We start from the raw sequence: 16,932 nt of genomic DNA on the forward strand, positions 1-16,932 counted from the left end.
GATCTTCTGCCTGCTTAGGGATTCTGTTTGTCCTGCATGAGAAGCGGATAATGACATAGCGCGTTTGTCCAGCCCCGGCGTACCCCAAAAAAGGGCACGCTGGGCAAAATCGGGGCATCACACGTTGCGTTGATTTTCTTCATACTGGAATTTGCCATTCTTGTTGGTTATTAATTCCACCTATTCGTATTTGGTTCAAATCATCTGCTGAATTTTTGGATTAGATCGCGTTTTTGTATTTTATTCTGATTTGGAGCGGGCGACTGGCGTGTTATGTGCATTAATTAAAGTGGCATCGCGTGATGTCCGTTTTCAAGGAGCGCATTTTGTCCAGATTAAACGCCCACCTTAACCCGCTAGAGTGTACTCAGCAGGCACTGCACTGGATTCATAGTGACACGCTATCCCACGATGACATGGCGGCACTGAATCGAGAAGTTTTGAGCTGTTTTCGTGAATACGTCAACCCAGGTTTTCTGGAGTACCGAAAATCTGTCACCACCGGCGGCGATTACGGCGCAGTCGAATGGCGCGCCAGCGGCCCGAATACGCTGATTGATACCCAAGGGAATGAATATCTGGACTGCCTCGGCGGTTACGGCATTTTTAACGTCGGGCATCGTAACCCTAACGTCATTGCTGCCGTTGAGCGCCAGCTCGCCAGACAACCGCTGCACAGTCAGGAACTGCTCGATCCGCTGCGGGGATTACTGGCAAAAACGCTGGCGGCGCTGACGCCGGGCGATCTGAAATACAGCTTCTTCTGTAATAGCGGAACGGAATCGGTTGAGGCGGCTTTAAAGCTGGCGAAGGCCTACCAGTCACCGCGCGGCAAATATACCTTTATCGCCGCGACAGGCGCATTCCACGGGAAATCGCTGGGCGCACTTTCTGCTACCGCCAAACCCGCGTTTCGCCGTCCTTTCATGCCGCTGTTACCCGGCTTCCATCATGTTGCTTTTGGCGACATCAACGCCATGCGCAAGCAGGTTGAGCAATGCCAGAAGACTGGCGATGACGTGGCTGCCATCATCCTTGAGCCGATTCAGGGAGAAGGCGGCGTGATTGTGCCACCGGAAAATTACTTGCCTGCGGTCAGAGCGTTATGCGATGAGGTTGGGGCATTGCTGATTCTGGATGAGGTGCAAACCGGCATGGGTCGCACGGGCAAGATGTTCGCCTGCGAGCATTATGGCGTGCAGCCTGACATTCTGTGTCTGGCGAAGGCGCTGGGCGGCGGTGTGATGCCGATCGGTGCCACGGTGGCGACGGAAGAGGTATTCTCCGTGCTGTTTGAAAATCCGTTCCTGCATACCACTACGTTTGGCGGCAATCCGCTGGCCTGCGCGGCGGCATTGGCGACCGTCAATGAGTTGCTGACGAAGAATCTGCCGGAACAGGCGGCGATACAAGGGGCATTTTTGTTACAGGGCTTACAGCAACTGGCAGCCGAGTATCCTCAATTGATTATCGAAGCGAGAGGAATGGGGCTGTTGCAGGCTATCGAGTTCAGGAAAAACGAGATTGGGTATGCCTTCGCGAAGGAGCTGTTTCAACGTAATGTTCTGGTTGCGGGCACCTTGAATAATGCCAAGTCGGTCAGGATTGAGCCACCGCTTACCATCACGCGCGAGCAATGTGCCCGAGTGCTGAAAGAAGCGAAGGAAGTGCTCAAGAAGCTCAATGGCACAATGCCTGACGAAAATAAAATGAAGGAATATGCGGTAGAGTGAAAAACGAGACGGAAACACGCAGCACCCCATTATGTTCATTCCGAAAGCCAGTCAGCCCTTACTGACTGGCTTTTTTTATGTCGGCGATCCGCATTTCGCAAACGCCTTTGCAATGGCTTCACGCCGGATAATGTACGCTATGGCGCACCGCTCTCTGCCAGTTTCTCGACCAGATCAAGACGCGTTTTCCACGGATCGGCGATATCGCGAGTCTGTTCTGCACCTGCCGCAGGGATAAACAGAATGTTGTCTTTCTGGCTGCTATAGGCGTTCCATGTCGGTAAACCGCTGGCGTTAGGGTTACCGGTGCGGGCAAAGTTCACCCAGTACTGATTCATCTGCTGGGCAACGGCACGATCCTGCGGCGTGGTTTTCTCGCCATAGCGTGCGGTTACCGTGTTAAAGACATACGGAATTTCACTGGCGTGAACGGCGGCAGGCCACTGCGCGCGCATGCTGTCGGCAACGTAACCAAAACGGAACTGCCAGACGGGCAGCGCGGCTTTTTCCCAAATACGTGCGACAAAACGCGCCGGTTCCACCATGAAACGGTCGCTCGAAACGGCCTTTGCTATCTCCAGCGGTGACATACCGTGGTAAGCCTGAAGAGCCTGCTGCCGATCGCTGGCAGGGAAAATGACAACGGCATCGTCTGACGTCGTGACCTTCGGCGGGAAACTGATATCTGCATCCGTAGCGCCAATCATCAGCGGCACGCGCTGGAAGTTGCCCTTACGGTAGCTATCCTGAGGCTCTGAGGCGATCGCTTTGCCATCGAACATCGGGCCAGAGTAATCCGGTGCATTCATCGAGGCCATATTCAGGCCGTTAACCACCTTATCTGCGGGAATTTGCCGCAGCGCCGTCAGGGCTTCCGCATCGTGACCGCTAATGCCATTTGCGCTGGCAAAGGCGAGGCCAGCCTGTTCTGCTTTTTGCCAGCTTTGGTTAGGCACGATGTTTTGTCTGCCGGAACCGGATTGAATAATCGCTTTCTGGAATAATCCCTGAGATAGCTCGCTGGTCAGCAGCGATCCGACGGCAAAGCCGCCTGCGGATTCACCAAACAGGGTGACGTTTTGTGGATCGCCATGAAAAGCGGCGATGTTTTTCTGCACCCACTTCAGCGCGGCAATCTGATCCATCAGACCGTAGTTGCCACGCTGCGGCTGGTCGGCCAGCGCCGGATGAGCAAAAAAGCCAAAGCGGCCGACGCGATAGTTGAAGCTGACGAACACGACGCCTTGACGTGCAAATTCCTGCCCAGAATAAATCTCGGGCGATGCACCGCCGTTGACGAAACCACCGCCATAGATCCACACCATCACAGGCAGCGGGCCTGTGGCGTTAGCTGGCCGCCACACGTTGACGGTCAGGCAATCTTCACTGAACCCAACACCGAGCGGCGCGGCATCACCGGGAAAAGGATTCTGCATGCAATCCTTGCCGTATGCCGTTGCTGGGAAAATATCGCTCCAGCTTTGCACCGGCTGCGGCGGCTGCCAGCGCAGTTCGCCGATGGGAGGTGCGGCAAAGGGAATGCCTTTAAAGGCGTCGACGCCTTGTGTCTCGGTCCCGCTGATGCGGCCGCTGTCTAGCGTAACCTGCGGATCGTTTGCCAGAGCCGGTTGGCTGGCGGCAGCCATCAGTAATATCAGACTGGCAGTGATTTTTTTATCCATGCGTTTTTCCTTAGGGATGAAAACAAAAAAACCTGCCAGGCGTGATGTGTCCATCACGCCTGGCAGGTTCGCCTTTTACCTCGTTATACTTCAAGTTACATGTGCGTTAGCAGCGTTCAGTCACCCGAATCACTTACTTGAGTAAGTTCATCGGGATTCCTTCTCTTGCCGCCTTCCTGAAACTTGAATTATTTAGAGTTTCTCAATCAGTCACGCCCTGTAATGTCATTTATAGGCGCTTTGCGCCGGGCTGACAACCTTAGGTACGCAGAAATATGATAATCATCAACATGATGCAGCAACGGTGCTGTCAGCGCCTGCGGGTACGAAGTCTGTGCGGTTATCGGTGTTTGCGGGCGATCAGCACATTCAGCGGTGCCATGGGAAATGCCTGATGACGGTGGGTTTCGACAGAGCTAAAGCCGGCAGCCAGTAGCCACTGTGCCAGTTGCCCCTCTCGTGTGACGTGGCGTCCACTCATTTGCATCGGAAGATAGAATGGTAGAACCGGTGCGGCATCCTCTGGCGCTTCGGCAATTTCCGCCTGTGCCAGAACCAGCGTGCCCTCCGGTGCCAGCGTATCGTGGAGTGTCGTCAGCATAGCGGGAATGTCTTCGACAAAATGCAGGAACGAGGAACTCCAGATCAGATCATATTTTTCGCTGGGAAACGTGCCGCTTTGCGCCGACAGCCGTGCGGATAATCCGGCAGCATCGATATTGCGTTGTGCCACGGCGGCGGTCTGCGGCAGGTCGTACACCGTACCGGAGATCTGAGCATGACGCAGCGCCAGCGTAATCGCCACCCAGCCGGGACCGCCGCCCAGATCGAGAACGTGTTTGATTTGCGGGAAATCCGGCAGGCTGGCGATCAACTGCTCGGCACGGTCGGCCGTTATCGCCCGCTGCTCTTGTGCGATCTGCTGCTCCGCGGCGTTGGCCCACGCGGCATCACGCGGTAACTCGCTCAACTGCGTTTGCAACGGCTGACACATACCGTCACCGAGCCCCTGACCAAACTGACGCAGGCTGGTCAGGCGAAAGCGCCAGGCGTCGCCCAGAAAACGCGAACTGCTGTGACAGAGCACGGCGGCGCAGGCCGGAGCGGTGCGATAGCCGTCGTGATGGCGCGTTAATAGCTGCATGCTCCACAGCAGCTCAAGCAGAAACCCGGTTTTCTCCGGTTGCCAGCCCAGCGCTTCCGCCAGCTGTTGCGGCGTGGTGGTTTCTTCCAGCCTGTCGAAAATCTGCTGTTCCAGCGTCAGATGTAAGGCGTCCGCCTTCACGCTGCTGGCGGCAAGCTGCCATAACGTCTCTAATGGATTCATACGTGGTTTTTCCCATTGATGGTCAGTCGATAGGGAATATGCTATCTATAAATGAGAATCGTTATTATGTTCATTGTTATGCGAGACGGCGTTTTTCATATGCGAAACGGCGGGGGGAAGATGGCGCAAAGACAGCAGCAGATGCGAGAGGGACTACCGTCAGGCGATCGGTGCCGGATGAGTGAGGTGAATCGTTCTGATTCGCGTCGAATACTGCCGGACGGCATTGGCGAATGCTGGTCGGATTTCAGCCGTATTGATGCAGACCTGTCGCTGGCTCGTTCGCAATATCGCCCGCGTCGTGCCTTGGTGGAAGAAACGCAGAACCCGCATTCGCAGCCGATGCTGGTTATGACATTTGCGCTGGCAGGAGAGTCTGTCTATTACGATTGCAGCGGTTCATCGATCTGGTTTCGCCAGCAGCATGTCACGATTACGACGTTTGGTGCCAGCGTGGGCGAACGCCATTATCAGGCTCAACAGCAGGTCGATCAGCTACGGCTGCTGATAGGGAAAACAGCGGCGGCTCGCTATTTTGGCGCGGACGGTGCCGAGCAGTTGTTCAACGATGATGGGGTACAGCAGCGCGTATTTATGCCCGTCTCTGCGGCCAGTCAGGTTCATGTTAACGCCCTGTGCGCTGATGGCGATCCGCTGAATCGCCATATCCATGCCTTAAGCCTGCTGGCTCAGTATCGGCACTTTCTACAACCGGAAGAAAGACACGGCGGTATTCATCCACAGGAAAGTCAGCAATTGGATCAAGTATGCCGCTGGATGCGTGAACATTTGGCGGAACCGCTGACGCTGGCCTGCATTGCGGCTCAGGCTGGAATGAGTGAATCCAGACTCAAACTCGGGTTTCATCGCTGCTTTGCGACCACGCCGGGTCAGATGCTATTGCGGATGCGGATGGAGCGGGCGCATCAGCTACTGGAACAGGGATTTCAGGTGGCACAGACTGCCTGGCAAGTTGGCTATCGACATCCCGCTAATTTTAGTCTGGCATTTACGCGCTATTTTAACCGTAACCCGAAAATGATTACTTCGCGTAAGTAAAAATACCCTACTGACATTAATGTCATGATTTTGTCATAACTATTTACCATTATTTTCCTTTGATTATATTTCCGTGCGTTATTTCGGCATGCAGTAACTGAATCCGAGCTTTTGTCCAAATTCTTCTATACTTCATCCAGCAGTATCAACGTGTAATGAATATTGCGGCCAATAAGCTGTTCATTTCTCAGCGTGCAGTCGGGTGGTTCCCTGTGCATGAAAGAGAGCGTTTTATTTTTAATAAATGGTCGCTTTTTAAGCAAAGGAAAAAAGGATGAGATTAAAAAAGAAAAAAGTCGAACCGATGAAAATTCAGGACATTACCATTATTGATAATGCCAGACTTAAAAAAGCCATTACCGCTGCCGCATTGGGTAATGCGATGGAATGGTTTGATTTTGGTGTATATGGCTTTGTGGCGTATGCGCTCGGACAGGTCTTTTTCCCCGGAGCCGATCCCGGCATACAAATGATTGCCGCGCTGGCAACGTTTTCGGTCCCCTTCTTGGTTCGGCCACTCGGCGGGATATTCTTTGGTGCAATGGGGGATAAATTTGGTCGCCAGAAAGTCTTGTCGATCACCATTATTATCATGTCGGTGAGTACATTCTGTATCGGCTTGATTCCGTCCTATGAATCGATTGGTATCTGGGCGCCGATATTACTCCTGTTGGCGAAACTGGCGCAGGGATTCTCCGTTGGGGGCGAATATACCGGCGCGGCGATTTTCGTTGCCGAATATTCTCCGGACAGACGACGCGGCTTTTTAGGGAGCTGGCTGGATTTCGGCTCTATTGCCGGGTTCGTGATGGGGGCGGGCGTCGTCGTGCTCATTTCCTCCATCGTGGGAGAAGAAAGTTTTCTGGACTGGGGATGGCGTATTCCGTTCTTTATTGCTGCGCCGCTCGGGTTAATTGGGATTTATTTGCGCCATGCGTTGGAAGAAACGCCGACGTTCCAACAGCACGTTGACAATATTGATAAAGAATCAAAAGACAGCATCCAATCCCCGCCGAAGATCTCCCTGCGTGAAATTGTGACCAAGCAATGGAAAGGTCTGCTGATTTGTATCGGGATAGTGATTACCACCAATGTCACCTATTACATGCTGCTGACCTACATGCCGAGCTACCTTTCACACAGCCTGAATTATTCGGAAGATCACGGCGTGATGATTATTATTGCCGTCATGATCGGGATGCTGTTTGTGCAGCCGGTGATGGGGCTGATGAGCGACCGCTATGGGCGTAAGCCGTTTATTATTTGCGGCAGTATTGGGCTGTTGCTGCTGTCGGTGCCCAGCTTTATCTTGATCAACAGCGATGTGATTGGGCTGATTTTCTGCGGATTACTGATGCTGGCCGTACTGCTGAACTCCTTTACGGGCGTGATGGCTTCAACGCTTCCCGCCCTGTTCCCCACGCATATTCGCTATAGCGCACTGGCGACCTCATTTAACGTTTCCGTGCTGATTGCGGGCTTTACGCCAACGGCGGCGGCGTGGCTGGTGGAATCGACCAGCAACTTGTATATGCCAGCGTATTACCTGATGGTGATTGGGCTGATCGGTCTGATTACCGGGATGTCGATGCGTGAAACCGCTAACCAGCCGCTGAAAGGCGCCACGCCAGCGGCATCGGATCGGACGGAAGCCAAAGAGCTGTTGCAGGAACAGTACGACAATATTGAGCAGAAAATAGAAGAGATTGATGAGCAAATTGTCGAACTGGAGAAGAAAAGAAAACGGCTGACCGAACAGCACCCTGAGATTAATTAGTCTCATCTTCCTGTGTGAGAAAAGCGTCACGAATGTGGCGCTTTTGCTATGCCACCTACAACCTAGCGACCAATGAGTCGCAGCTGGGTGCAAAACGGGCAACCGCAGCCGTTAACGGAGGTCGCATCGCACTGGCCGGGGTGAATGGTTTCCAGCCCCATTGGCGTAAAGCCAGAAAAGGTGCGCTTAGCCTCATCGATATTGCGCAATCCGGTCTCAGTAGACTGAGCTATTTTGGCCTGAAACGCCGAGGCTTGTGTCGCAACGAGGGAAAGAAACAGAACTGACAGACCTTTTTTCATCGGGCTTATCCGCTATGGAGTTTGGTCTGTTATAACATAACGTATTTAGCCGCGCCAGAGCAGCCGACCGCCCGAATGGGGCCGGCTGTCTGAACAGCGCTATTTGATTAACGGAACGGTGGTTCGTTAAAGGTGCGCAGTTTACGCGAGTGTAGCTTGTCGCTTTCCGCCCGCAGCAGATCGATAGCGCAGATGCCAATCTGCAAATGCTCCGAAATCGCCCCTTCATAGAAACGGTTCGCCTGTCCCGGCAGCTTGATTTCACCGTGCAACGGCTTATCCGAAACGCACAGCAGCGTGCCGTAAGGGACACGGAAGCGATATCCCTGCGCGGCAATTGTCGCACTTTCCATATCTACCGCGACGGCGCGGCTGAGGTTAAACCGCAGGGCAGAGGCCGCATAGCGTAGCTCCCAGTTGCGGTCATCGGTAGTGACAACCGTGCCGGTACGCAGGCGCTGCTTAACTTCTTCCCCCGGCATACCGCTGACCATCTTGGTGGCGTCATACAGCGCGCGCTGCACCTCGGCGATGCTGGGAATCGGGATATCTGGCGGCAGCACGGCGTCCAGTACGTGATCGTCACGCAGATAAGCGTGCGCCAGCACATAATCACCGATGGATTGGCTTTCGCGCAGGCCGCCGCAGTGGCCGATCATCAGCCAGGCATGCGGACGCATCACCGCGAGGTGATCGCAGATAGTTTTGGCGTTGGATGGCCCGACGCCAATGTTGACCATCGTAATCCCTTTCCCCTGACGGGGAATCAGATGATAGGCCGGCATCTGGTGGTTCTTCCATGCCAGATCGGACACCGTCTGCTCGGGGTTAGGTGTATCCGCGGTGATGTAAATACCGCCTGCGCAGGATAGCGCCTCATACGGGCTATCGGGATCGGCAATCTGCGCACAGGCCCAGCGCACAAACTCATCGACATAGCGCGTGTAGTTGGTGAAGAGGATGAAAGGCTGAATATGTTCTACCGGCGTGCCGGTGTAGTGGCGAAGCCGCGCCAGCGAGAAATCGGTGCGCAGCGCGTCGAAGTGCGACAGCGGTGACGTGGTGGTGGCGTGAAACAGCCCATCTGCCGTCTCGTCCCCAATCTGCGACAGCTCTGTCGTGGGGAAATGCTTGGCGATACCGGCACTCATCGACCGGTCAAGAATCAGGTCGGAACCGTCGAGCACGTAGGGGAACGGGATTTCCTGCTGTGACGGGCTAACCTCGATGGTGACGTCATAATCACCTTCCAGCAGCGCCAGCTGTTCCGCCAGATAAGCGCGCAGAAATGCCGGGCGGGTAACGGTGGTGGAGTAGCTGCCGGGATGGGTAAAACGCCCATAGGCGCGATGGCGTGGATGGCCGGTCGAATTACCACTCCAGCTAACGCGTAGGGCAGGGTAGGCAAATAGCCCCGCTGCGCGCGCGTTGGCATCAGGCAGCGTGCCATCATTGATGAAGTCCCCGATGGCATCGCGCAGTGCCGAGACGGCCTCATCATACAGCGCTTCCAGTTTATCCAGAGTCTGAGTGACGGTAAGACTGACGTGGGATCCGCTGTTGTGCATATTCTCTCCTTTAATCACGCTCTACACCATACCCGTCATACTTCAAGTTGCATGTGCGTTGGCTACGTTCAGTCACCCGAATCACTTACCTGAGTAAGCTCATCGGGATGCCTTCCCTTGCCGCCTTCCTGAAACTCGAATTATTTAGGGTATATTCAATTTTGTACTTCGGCAGAGGTTAGCCCACAGCGTAACTGAAGATGCGCAGCCCCGCCATCGTGAAATCTGGCGGAGCTGTAAACGTGGAGAGAAGCGGGTGCTTAAGATGTATTCTGAGATAACGCGATAGATTAGTGCTTGTGGCGACCGGAGAGGTTCGCTGCGCTCACCGCGAGTATCGACAGCACGCCGAGTGCAGCCGCCGGTGCCAGCACGCCCCAGAAGGCGCGTTCGATATACGGCATCCCTTCAGCCAGCACGCGTCCCCATTCCGGCGTCGGCGGTGGCGCGCCCAGACCTAAAAAGCCGAGCGAGGCCAGCGCCAGCGCGATGCCAGGCAGTTTCAGCATTGCGTGACGGAAAAGCGGGCCAATCAGCGCGGGCAGAATATAGAACAAGCTGCGCCGTATCGGGCCGACGCCGAGAATCGGCAGCATCCGAATATAGGGGCGCGCATTGATTTCGGCCACCAGCGCCGCCGTATGGGCCGCAAGCGGTGCCCAACTGACGGCAATGATGGCAATCGCCGCGCCCGTTGCCGTCGGGCCATTGACCGCAGCGACTAGCAGTCCGGCAATGACTGGCGGCAGGGCGTTAGTCACTTCAATCGGGCCGGTGAACAGGCGTGGGAACAGCCCAACGAACAGACCAATCGCCAGGCAGGCCAGCGAGACCGCCAGCGCCAGCAGACAAGTATTTAACGTACCGTGGGCGACGCGTGCCAGCAAATCACGCCCCATCGCATCCGCGCCAAAAGGCAGCAGGAACGACGGCGGTTGCAGACGCAGAAAGGCCGACGTATAGGGATCGCGCGGCAGGCCAGCCAGCAACAACAGCGCCAGCAGCAGCACGCAGATAATTGGCAGCCAGATAGCATGACGAGACGCAGGGCTACCGCGCTCTTCCGGCACGGGCATTGCTCCGCTTCGCAGCGCGCGTCCGAGAATCAGCAGCCGCACGCCGCTGGCGGCGATGCCAGCCAGCGAGGCGATGAGTAAGATAATCAGCACGCCGACCTGCAAGGCGGGCAGATCCTGTGCGGCCGCCGCCCCCAGCGTTGCACGTCCCAGACCGGGAATCGCGAATACTTTTTCGACGGCGATGGCACCGCCGGTTAACGAGACCAGCACCAGCCCGACTAGCGGCATTACGCTGGGCAACGTGCGTTTCAGTACGGCCAGCGCGATATGACGACGGCTCACGCCCGCTACGCTCCAGGTGGTGAGCCAGTTTTCGCTGAAGGTGGCGGAGAGCGCGTCGGCAATAATCCGGCCAAGGTAACCGCCAGCAGGAATACCGAGCGCCAGCGACGGCAGCACCGCGTAGTGCAGGCCTAGCCAGCCATAAGGGGGAAACCACTGTAGCCAGACGGCACCGACGATCAGTAGAAACGACGCCAGCAGGAATTCGGGCAGTGCGGTAAATAAGGCGGCAAACAGACCGCCTGAACGATGAACCTGACCGCGCAACCCCTGCCGAAAGGTAGGGGCGCACAGCACGGCGGCTAGCGTGAAGGCCACCAGCGCTGAGGAGGCCATCAGCGTGAGCGAGACGCCCGCCGCTTGCAGCATCCCCGGAAGAACCGGTCGGCCAGAAACCCATGAATTGCCCGCATCGCCGTGCAACAGGCCAGTCAGCCAGTTCAACAGCAATTGCAGCGGGCCTTGATCCAGTCCGAGAGAGTGACGAATCGCGTTTAGCGTTTCCGACGTCGCTTCCTGATCGCCGGAACGGGCGCGCAACAGCGCCAGCGCCGGATCCTGACCGGATAACCACGGCAGCATACCAATCAGCACCACAATCCCCGCCAGCGTCAGCAGCCGCGAAAACAGCGGGATCAGCACGCCGTATCGCGGGCGTTGCGTCTGGTTGATGGTCGCACAGGTGCGGCAATACAGCGATTCGCTCATAAACTCGTCATCTTTCTGGTTGCGGGTGCGCTATCCGTTACTTCGCGCCGGTAACAATATGCGTGGCTGAGTTAATCAGCGTGCGTTCACGCGGGTCGCGCAGCGCGTCTTTTACCTGTGCGCTTTCACCTTGAATCACACGCTCATGCAGCATTGGGATCGCGGCATCGCTGGCAAGGATCAGGTTTTCTGCCTGCATGATGGCCTGACGGCGTGCAACACCCGCAGGAATCGCCGCGGCTTTTTGCAGCGCCTGATCGATTTCCGGGCGGCACAGTTGGGCGATATTGAACGACCCTTCGCAGGCGAAGTCGCTGTACAGATAAGCGACCGGATCGCCGGAATCCAGCACCGTCGCGCGCGATAAGATAAAGGCATCAAACTTACCTGCCAGCGCGTCGGATTCGATCTGCGAATATTCACGCACCACCTGCTTCACCGTAAACCCAGCAGCAGTGAGCTGCTGTGCCAGATAAACTGCCACTTCAGGCAGTTCGGCGCGATCGCTGAAGGTGGCCAGCGTAATGGTGGCGCCCGCAGGCGTACCAGCTTTGACCGGGTTCGCCACCGGCTGACGCAGTTCTGCCGCCCACGGCAACGCGGGACCTAACAGACCCTGCGCGATATCGGCGCGCTTCTCATACACGTTATCCACCAGCTGTTGGCGATTAATCGCATCGCGCACGGCAGCACGCATCGCAGGATCTTGCATCACGCCATGACGTGTATTCAGATACAGCGTATTGGTGCGCGGCATTGGCACTTCATGCACCAGCGATTGATCCAGCAGCGGTGCCTGAGAAACCGGAATGGCTTCGACAATGTCTGCCGTGCCGGTACGTAATGCCGCAGCACGCGCCGCGCCGTCGGAGACAAAGCTGACGTCGATACCGCTGGCCTGTGCTTTCTCACCCCAGTAACCGTCGAATCGATCTAATACCGCGCTGCTGGTGCCAGTGACAGTACGCAGAACGAACGGGCCGCTTCCGGTGTTGATCGGATTAACGACGCCATTTTTGCCGTATGCCGCGGTGGAGAGTATCGCCAACTGCGGGCTGGATAACCGCTGTGGCAGCAGCGGATCCGGTTTAGCCGTGGAGACAATCACAGCGTTATCGCCATCGGCTTTTACCGTTAGCTGCACGCCGTCCAGAATGCGCGGTTTGGGAGCGGCGGTGGAGGCCACGGTGAGCGCATTCACTACCGTGGCGGCGTTTAAGGCGGTGTTATCGTGAAAATGGACGTTCGGGCGCAGTTCAAAACGCCAGGATTTATCATCGATCTGCTGCCATTTTGTCGCCAGCGCGGGCTGGGCTTCGCCGAGTTTGTCGAGTACCACCAGCGTTTCTGCGGTGCTCCAACGCGACAGCTTAAAGGCATCATCGCTGAGCGGCGTTAAGCCGGAACGCGGCGGCTGAAGCATCGCCAGTTTGATTCGACCGTCATGATGCGAGGTGTGGTTTTCCTCTGGCTCGTTGAAGCAGCCTGAAAGCAGCAGCGTGGCTGATAGCAGGCCAGAAACGGGCCACAGGCGATTACGCATATTCATCAGTCTGTCCTTATTCATTCACGGTTGAAGCGGATTTAAACGGGCGGCAGATGACCATCATGGCCAGTGAACTGCACAACGGCACGGCGGCGAGCAGCACCCACGGAATGGCGGCCTGTGGCGACGGCGTCAGCGCGCGGTCAAGCTGGCTGCCGAGTATAAAGTTGCCGACGAGAACAGCGATGCCACCCATCGACGCCAGTGCGCCATAGTGCGCACCCAGATTCTGGTTGTTGGCAAAGCGCGGGATAAGGTCCATCCCGACCGGAACGATCAGCATCTGCCCCAGCGTCAGCAGGGTAATCAGCGAGATAGCCGGAAGCAGGCGCTGCCAGCCTTCAGGCGGCGTACTGGAAGCAAACAGCGCGACGCTAAAGAACGAGGCAGCTAGCAGCGCAAAGCCCAGTGGCAGCATGCGTGCCGCGCCAACCCGGCGGGCAAAACGCGCCAGCGGGAGCTGCAACCCGATCACCAGCAGGGAGGCTAGTACAAACAGCGGACCGAGATCTTTCTCGCTGCTGCCGGAGCGATGCAGCTCAACCGGCAGCGCCAGATAGAGCTGGTTGTAGCTGAACAGGTAAGCGCTGTAGGCAATGATGAACGCGACAAAGCGGCGTTGGCGGAAGGTCTCCCACCATGGAGCAATCTGTAATTCGCCCCGATTGCGCTGCGTTGGCGGCAGGCTGAAAAACAGGATGATAAGTGCAATCACAAACACGCCCGCACCGGCTAGCGCCACGCGCTGGAATCCGTATCCCGCCAGCACCGAACCGAGCAACGGCCCCAGCACCGCGCCTAACTCGCCGCAAATGGCAAACAGGGCGAACCATTCGGAGCGGCTGCGTTTTCCCTCTTTTTCACTTTGCGTACCGGCCTGTGCCATCAGCGCTTCAATGGCGGGAGAGAACAGGGCACCGCCGACACCGGTCAGACAGGCTCCGAGGATGATCGGCCACAGCGAGTCGCCTAACGCTAGCAGGAGATAACCGCTGATGCGCACGACACAGCCGCACAGGATGATCACGCGCGCCCCGAAGCGATCAGCCAGCGCACCGCCGACTAAAAACATGCCCTGTTGAGAGAAGGTGCGTAAGCCAATTACCAGTCCGATGGCCCAGCCGGAAAGCAGCATATCGTCACGCAGGAAAATGGCCAGAAACGGCACGACGGCATAAAAGCCAATGTTGAAAACCAGCTGGCTACCCAGAAGTAACGGGGGATAAGGCCGTGGGGCGCGGTTGGCGGTAAGGTCTGACATGTCATGATCCGTTATAAAAAGCCCGTTACGGGGAATGTGTTATTGATGCGATATTTTATGGTAAAAAGCGCGTTTTCAGCGAGCTAATAGCCTGACGTCGATAGCGCGGGTACGGCCTGCAACAAACGGGCTGTGTGCGCCTGCTGCGGCGAAGCCAGCACTTCTGCGGTGGGGCGATCTTCAATAATGCGACCGCCGTCCATGACCAGCATTCTGTCGCACAGCCCGGCGAGCATGGAAATGTCGTGCGACACCATCAGCAAACCCATCTTGTTTTGTTCGGTGACCTGTTGAAGCAGGGCTTTAATCTGTTCGCGCAGCGGCAAATCCAGACCGCTGACGGGCTCGTCCGCCAGTAAGAATTCGGGTCGAACGATCAGCGCTCGCGCCAGCGCAACGCGCTGTGCCTGTCCTCCGGAAAGCTGTCCGGCGACCTTATCCAGAAGTGTGACGCTAAGCCCCACCTGATCCATGACTTCATGCAGGCGGGCTGAATTACTTTTATTAGTGCGACGGTTCTCATCGGGGCGGAGTCGCTTCAGCGGCTCGATGAGGAGATCGGCGACGCGCTGACGCGGCGCGAGCGAACCTGCCGGATCCTGCGGAATGTACTGAACGCGGCGGCGATACCAGAGCAGTGAACGCACCGAACCGGGCGTAATCAGGTTGCCGTCGCAGTACACTGCGCCGCTCTCCGTCGCTTCAAGCGCGAGCAGGGTTTTTAGCAACGTGGATTTACCACAGCCGGACGCACCAACCAGCCCGACGCGTTCGTGCTGTTGCAGGCCCAGCGACAGGTCGTGAAAAATCGCACTGGCGGGATCGGCCTTCTGCCACGGCAAACGTGACGTCTGGCGATAGCGGCTGACGCGCTCAAGGCTTAAAAACGGTGAGGGAACCGCATGCAGGTGGTGGTTCATCCAGCGAGCGCTCCGGCAACGGGTAACATCTTGTCGGATAACAGTGTGTCAGATAAAAGTGTGTCAGCGCGACGCGCGGCAGCGACCAGACTGCGGGTATAGGGCTGCTGTGGTGCATTCAGTAGTTGCTGCATGCTGCCAGATTCAATGACTCGCCCGTTTTCCATCACCAGACCACGTTGGCAGAGCTGGGCAGCAACGGCGATATCATGCGTAATAAACAGCAGGGCAGGCGCATCCGGCTGCGTGCTACGTTCCTGTAAAACCTGCAATACCTGCTGCTGAGTCATGACATCGAGTGCGGTTGTGGGTTCGTCGGCCACCAGCAGGCGCGTCTTGCCGAGTAGGGCGAGAGTAATACAAATGCGCTGGCGCTGACCGCCGGACAGCTCGGCAGGATAGCGTTGCAGCAGGTTGGGAATATCATCCAGCTTCATAGCAGCCAGAAGGGCAGAAAGTTCAGCGGAAGAGGTGGCTTTCAACGCCAGAGACAGCTGTTTTCCCAACGGCATGAGGGGATTGAGCGCCGTTGCCGAGTCCTGGAACACGGCAGAGACGCGGTTGGCCTTCGGACGTGCCAGTGCTTTTAACTGACCGACCTCTTCGCCATTCACCCGAATACTGCCGCGAACCTGACAGCCCGATGGCGGTGTGCCGATTACCGCTTTGGCGGTGAGGGATTTACCTGAACCGGATGCACCGAGTAAACAGACACGTTCACCCGCGAACAGCGTAAAGCTGATATCACTGACTTTGGTTTCACCACCAATAGACAAGCTCAGGTTTTCTACCTGAAGAATGGCGTCTGTGTGTCTGTTCCAGTTAATCATGGCTAACGTATAGGGTCAGTGTAAATCGATATGTAATAACATAACAAATTACGACGAAGTGATGCAAAGGAAATGTGATCCAGAGCGTATAAATTGGCGCATCGACGTGCTCTTAGCCGACCACGTCGATGATGAGACAGGGAGGGGAGAATAATTGCAGGGAGTGCGGGCTATCTTTAGAGCCTAGTCATTCGATGAGTCAACCAGCTGTGCCAGTTCCGCCGCGCTCAACTGAGTAATCTGACAAACCTGAGCCGGTTCCATGCCGCTAAGCAGAAGCTGACGAGCAATGTTTCGAGCACTGGCTTTCATACCTTGTTGCATGCCATGCTTGATGCCTTTTTCAAATCCGATTTTCTCAAGCTGCTGTGCGATGGTCATGATCGCCTCCCGATCCGTTGACAGAGACTGCGCGACGGCTTCAATAAACTCTGCTGGCCTTGAGGTGTTGCCGCTCCGCGCGATGTAAAACAGTATCGCTCTTTTTTGCGGCAGTGGTACTTGCCAGCGCTCAAATAATAGCCCGATATCCTGCGCCAATTCCAGCATATCGAGTCGTATGGCTACCGCTTAGCCACATTCCCATGAAGATTCAGAGGTCGTTTCGTGCGCTGCACTGTCGTTATTCATCTGTGATACCGAACATGCGCCCGACTCAGGGCGCTCAGTTGCCGTCGCCCTGAGAACCCTGGCTTCCGGCTAAATTATGCCGCTGTGCGGTTCCATCGGTGCCCATGACCGCTAGTCGAGCCGCCAGTGACGCGCTCCCAGCGCGGCACAGGCTTTCGCGGCGTCCATGCCGCTCACTCGGCGGCCACGCCCACCGCTGCATAATTTTTTAAGCCGGATATAAACCAC

General features: G+C 56.4%; 13 protein-coding genes and 1 pseudogene. 3 read left to right on the top strand and 11 right to left on the bottom strand.

Annotation, left to right across the window (positions count from 1 at the left end):
• The first annotated feature begins 326 nt into the window (after positions 1-326).
• Positions 327-1,733, top strand: a complete 1,407-nt coding sequence (gene ygjG, locus NXT09_RS00360) for a putrescine aminotransferase (RefSeq protein WP_205551203.1) — start codon at positions 327-329, stop codon at positions 1,731-1,733.
• 137 nt (positions 1,734-1,870) lie between these two features.
• Here the strand turns inward: ygjG and NXT09_RS00365 are convergent, their stop codons facing one another.
• A complete protein-coding gene (locus NXT09_RS00365) occupies positions 1,871-3,415 on the bottom strand; it encodes a carboxylesterase/lipase family protein (RefSeq protein WP_268578467.1) in 1,545 nt (514 codons plus the stop codon).
• Positions 3,416-3,755: 340 nt separating this feature from the next.
• Positions 3,756-4,742, bottom strand: a complete 987-nt coding sequence (locus NXT09_RS00370) for a class I SAM-dependent methyltransferase (protein WP_268578468.1) — start codon at positions 4,740-4,742, stop codon at positions 3,756-3,758.
• A gap of 66 nt (positions 4,743-4,808) precedes the next feature.
• Here NXT09_RS00370 and NXT09_RS00375 point away from each other — a divergent pair, with 66 nt between their 5' ends.
• Complete coding sequence (locus NXT09_RS00375) at positions 4,809-5,801, top strand: AraC family transcriptional regulator (protein WP_306417417.1); 993 nt, start codon at positions 4,809-4,811, stop codon at positions 5,799-5,801.
• 274 nt (positions 5,802-6,075) lie between these two features.
• Positions 6,076-7,578: a glycine betaine/L-proline transporter ProP gene (proP, locus tag NXT09_RS00380; protein ID WP_268578470.1), complete on the top strand. Its 1,503-nt coding sequence runs from the start codon at positions 6,076-6,078 to the stop codon at positions 7,576-7,578.
• Positions 7,579-7,640: 62 nt separating this feature from the next.
• On the opposite strand, the gene NXT09_RS00385 is transcribed toward proP, so the two are convergent.
• The 9 genes and pseudogenes from NXT09_RS00385 to NXT09_RS00425 all read right to left on the bottom strand — a co-directional run bounded on the left by NXT09_RS00385 (position 7,641) and on the right by NXT09_RS00425 (position 16,906).
• The gene (locus NXT09_RS00385) at positions 7,641-7,880 is read right to left on the bottom strand and encodes a hypothetical protein (RefSeq protein WP_127157699.1); all 240 of its coding nucleotides are present in this window, start codon (positions 7,878-7,880) and stop codon (positions 7,641-7,643) included.
• Between the two features lie 107 nt (positions 7,881-7,987).
• On the bottom strand, positions 7,988-9,448 hold the full coding sequence (locus NXT09_RS00390; protein WP_119889462.1) for an AMP nucleosidase: 1,461 nt from the start codon (positions 9,446-9,448) through the stop codon (positions 7,988-7,990).
• Positions 9,449-9,738: 290 nt separating this feature from the next.
• Positions 9,739-11,517: an ABC transporter permease subunit gene (locus tag NXT09_RS00395; protein ID WP_268578471.1), complete on the bottom strand. Its 1,779-nt coding sequence runs from the start codon at positions 11,515-11,517 to the stop codon at positions 9,739-9,741.
• A gap of 37 nt (positions 11,518-11,554) precedes the next feature.
• The gene (locus NXT09_RS00400) at positions 11,555-13,066 is read right to left on the bottom strand and encodes an ABC transporter substrate-binding protein (protein ID WP_268578472.1); all 1,512 of its coding nucleotides are present in this window, start codon (positions 13,064-13,066) and stop codon (positions 11,555-11,557) included.
• A 10-nt stretch (positions 13,067-13,076) separates the two neighbouring features.
• Complete coding sequence (locus NXT09_RS00405) at positions 13,077-14,324, bottom strand: MDR family MFS transporter (RefSeq protein ID WP_039508944.1); 1,248 nt, start codon at positions 14,322-14,324, stop codon at positions 13,077-13,079.
• Positions 14,325-14,407: 83 nt separating this feature from the next.
• On the bottom strand, positions 14,408-15,244 hold the full coding sequence (locus tag NXT09_RS00410) for an ABC transporter ATP-binding protein (protein WP_268578473.1): 837 nt from the start codon (positions 15,242-15,244) through the stop codon (positions 14,408-14,410).
• A complete protein-coding gene (locus NXT09_RS00415) occupies positions 15,241-16,074 on the bottom strand; it encodes an ATP-binding cassette domain-containing protein (RefSeq protein WP_268578474.1) in 834 nt (277 codons plus the stop codon). Before NXT09_RS00415 ends, NXT09_RS00410 begins: the two co-directional genes overlap by 4 nt.
• Positions 16,075-16,257: 183 nt before the next feature.
• Positions 16,258-16,626: pseudogene (locus NXT09_RS00420) on the bottom strand (Rpn/YhgA-type helix-turn-helix domain-containing protein); the annotation flags it as partial.
• Between the two features lie 112 nt (positions 16,627-16,738).
• Positions 16,739-16,906: a hypothetical protein gene (locus NXT09_RS00425; RefSeq protein WP_268578475.1), complete on the bottom strand. Its 168-nt coding sequence runs from the start codon at positions 16,904-16,906 to the stop codon at positions 16,739-16,741.
• Positions 16,907-16,932 lie beyond the last annotated feature (26 nt).

It is taken from the genome of Pectobacterium jejuense (genome assembly GCF_026800125.1).
GTDB lineage: Bacteria > Pseudomonadota > Gammaproteobacteria > Enterobacterales > Enterobacteriaceae > Pectobacterium > Pectobacterium jejuense.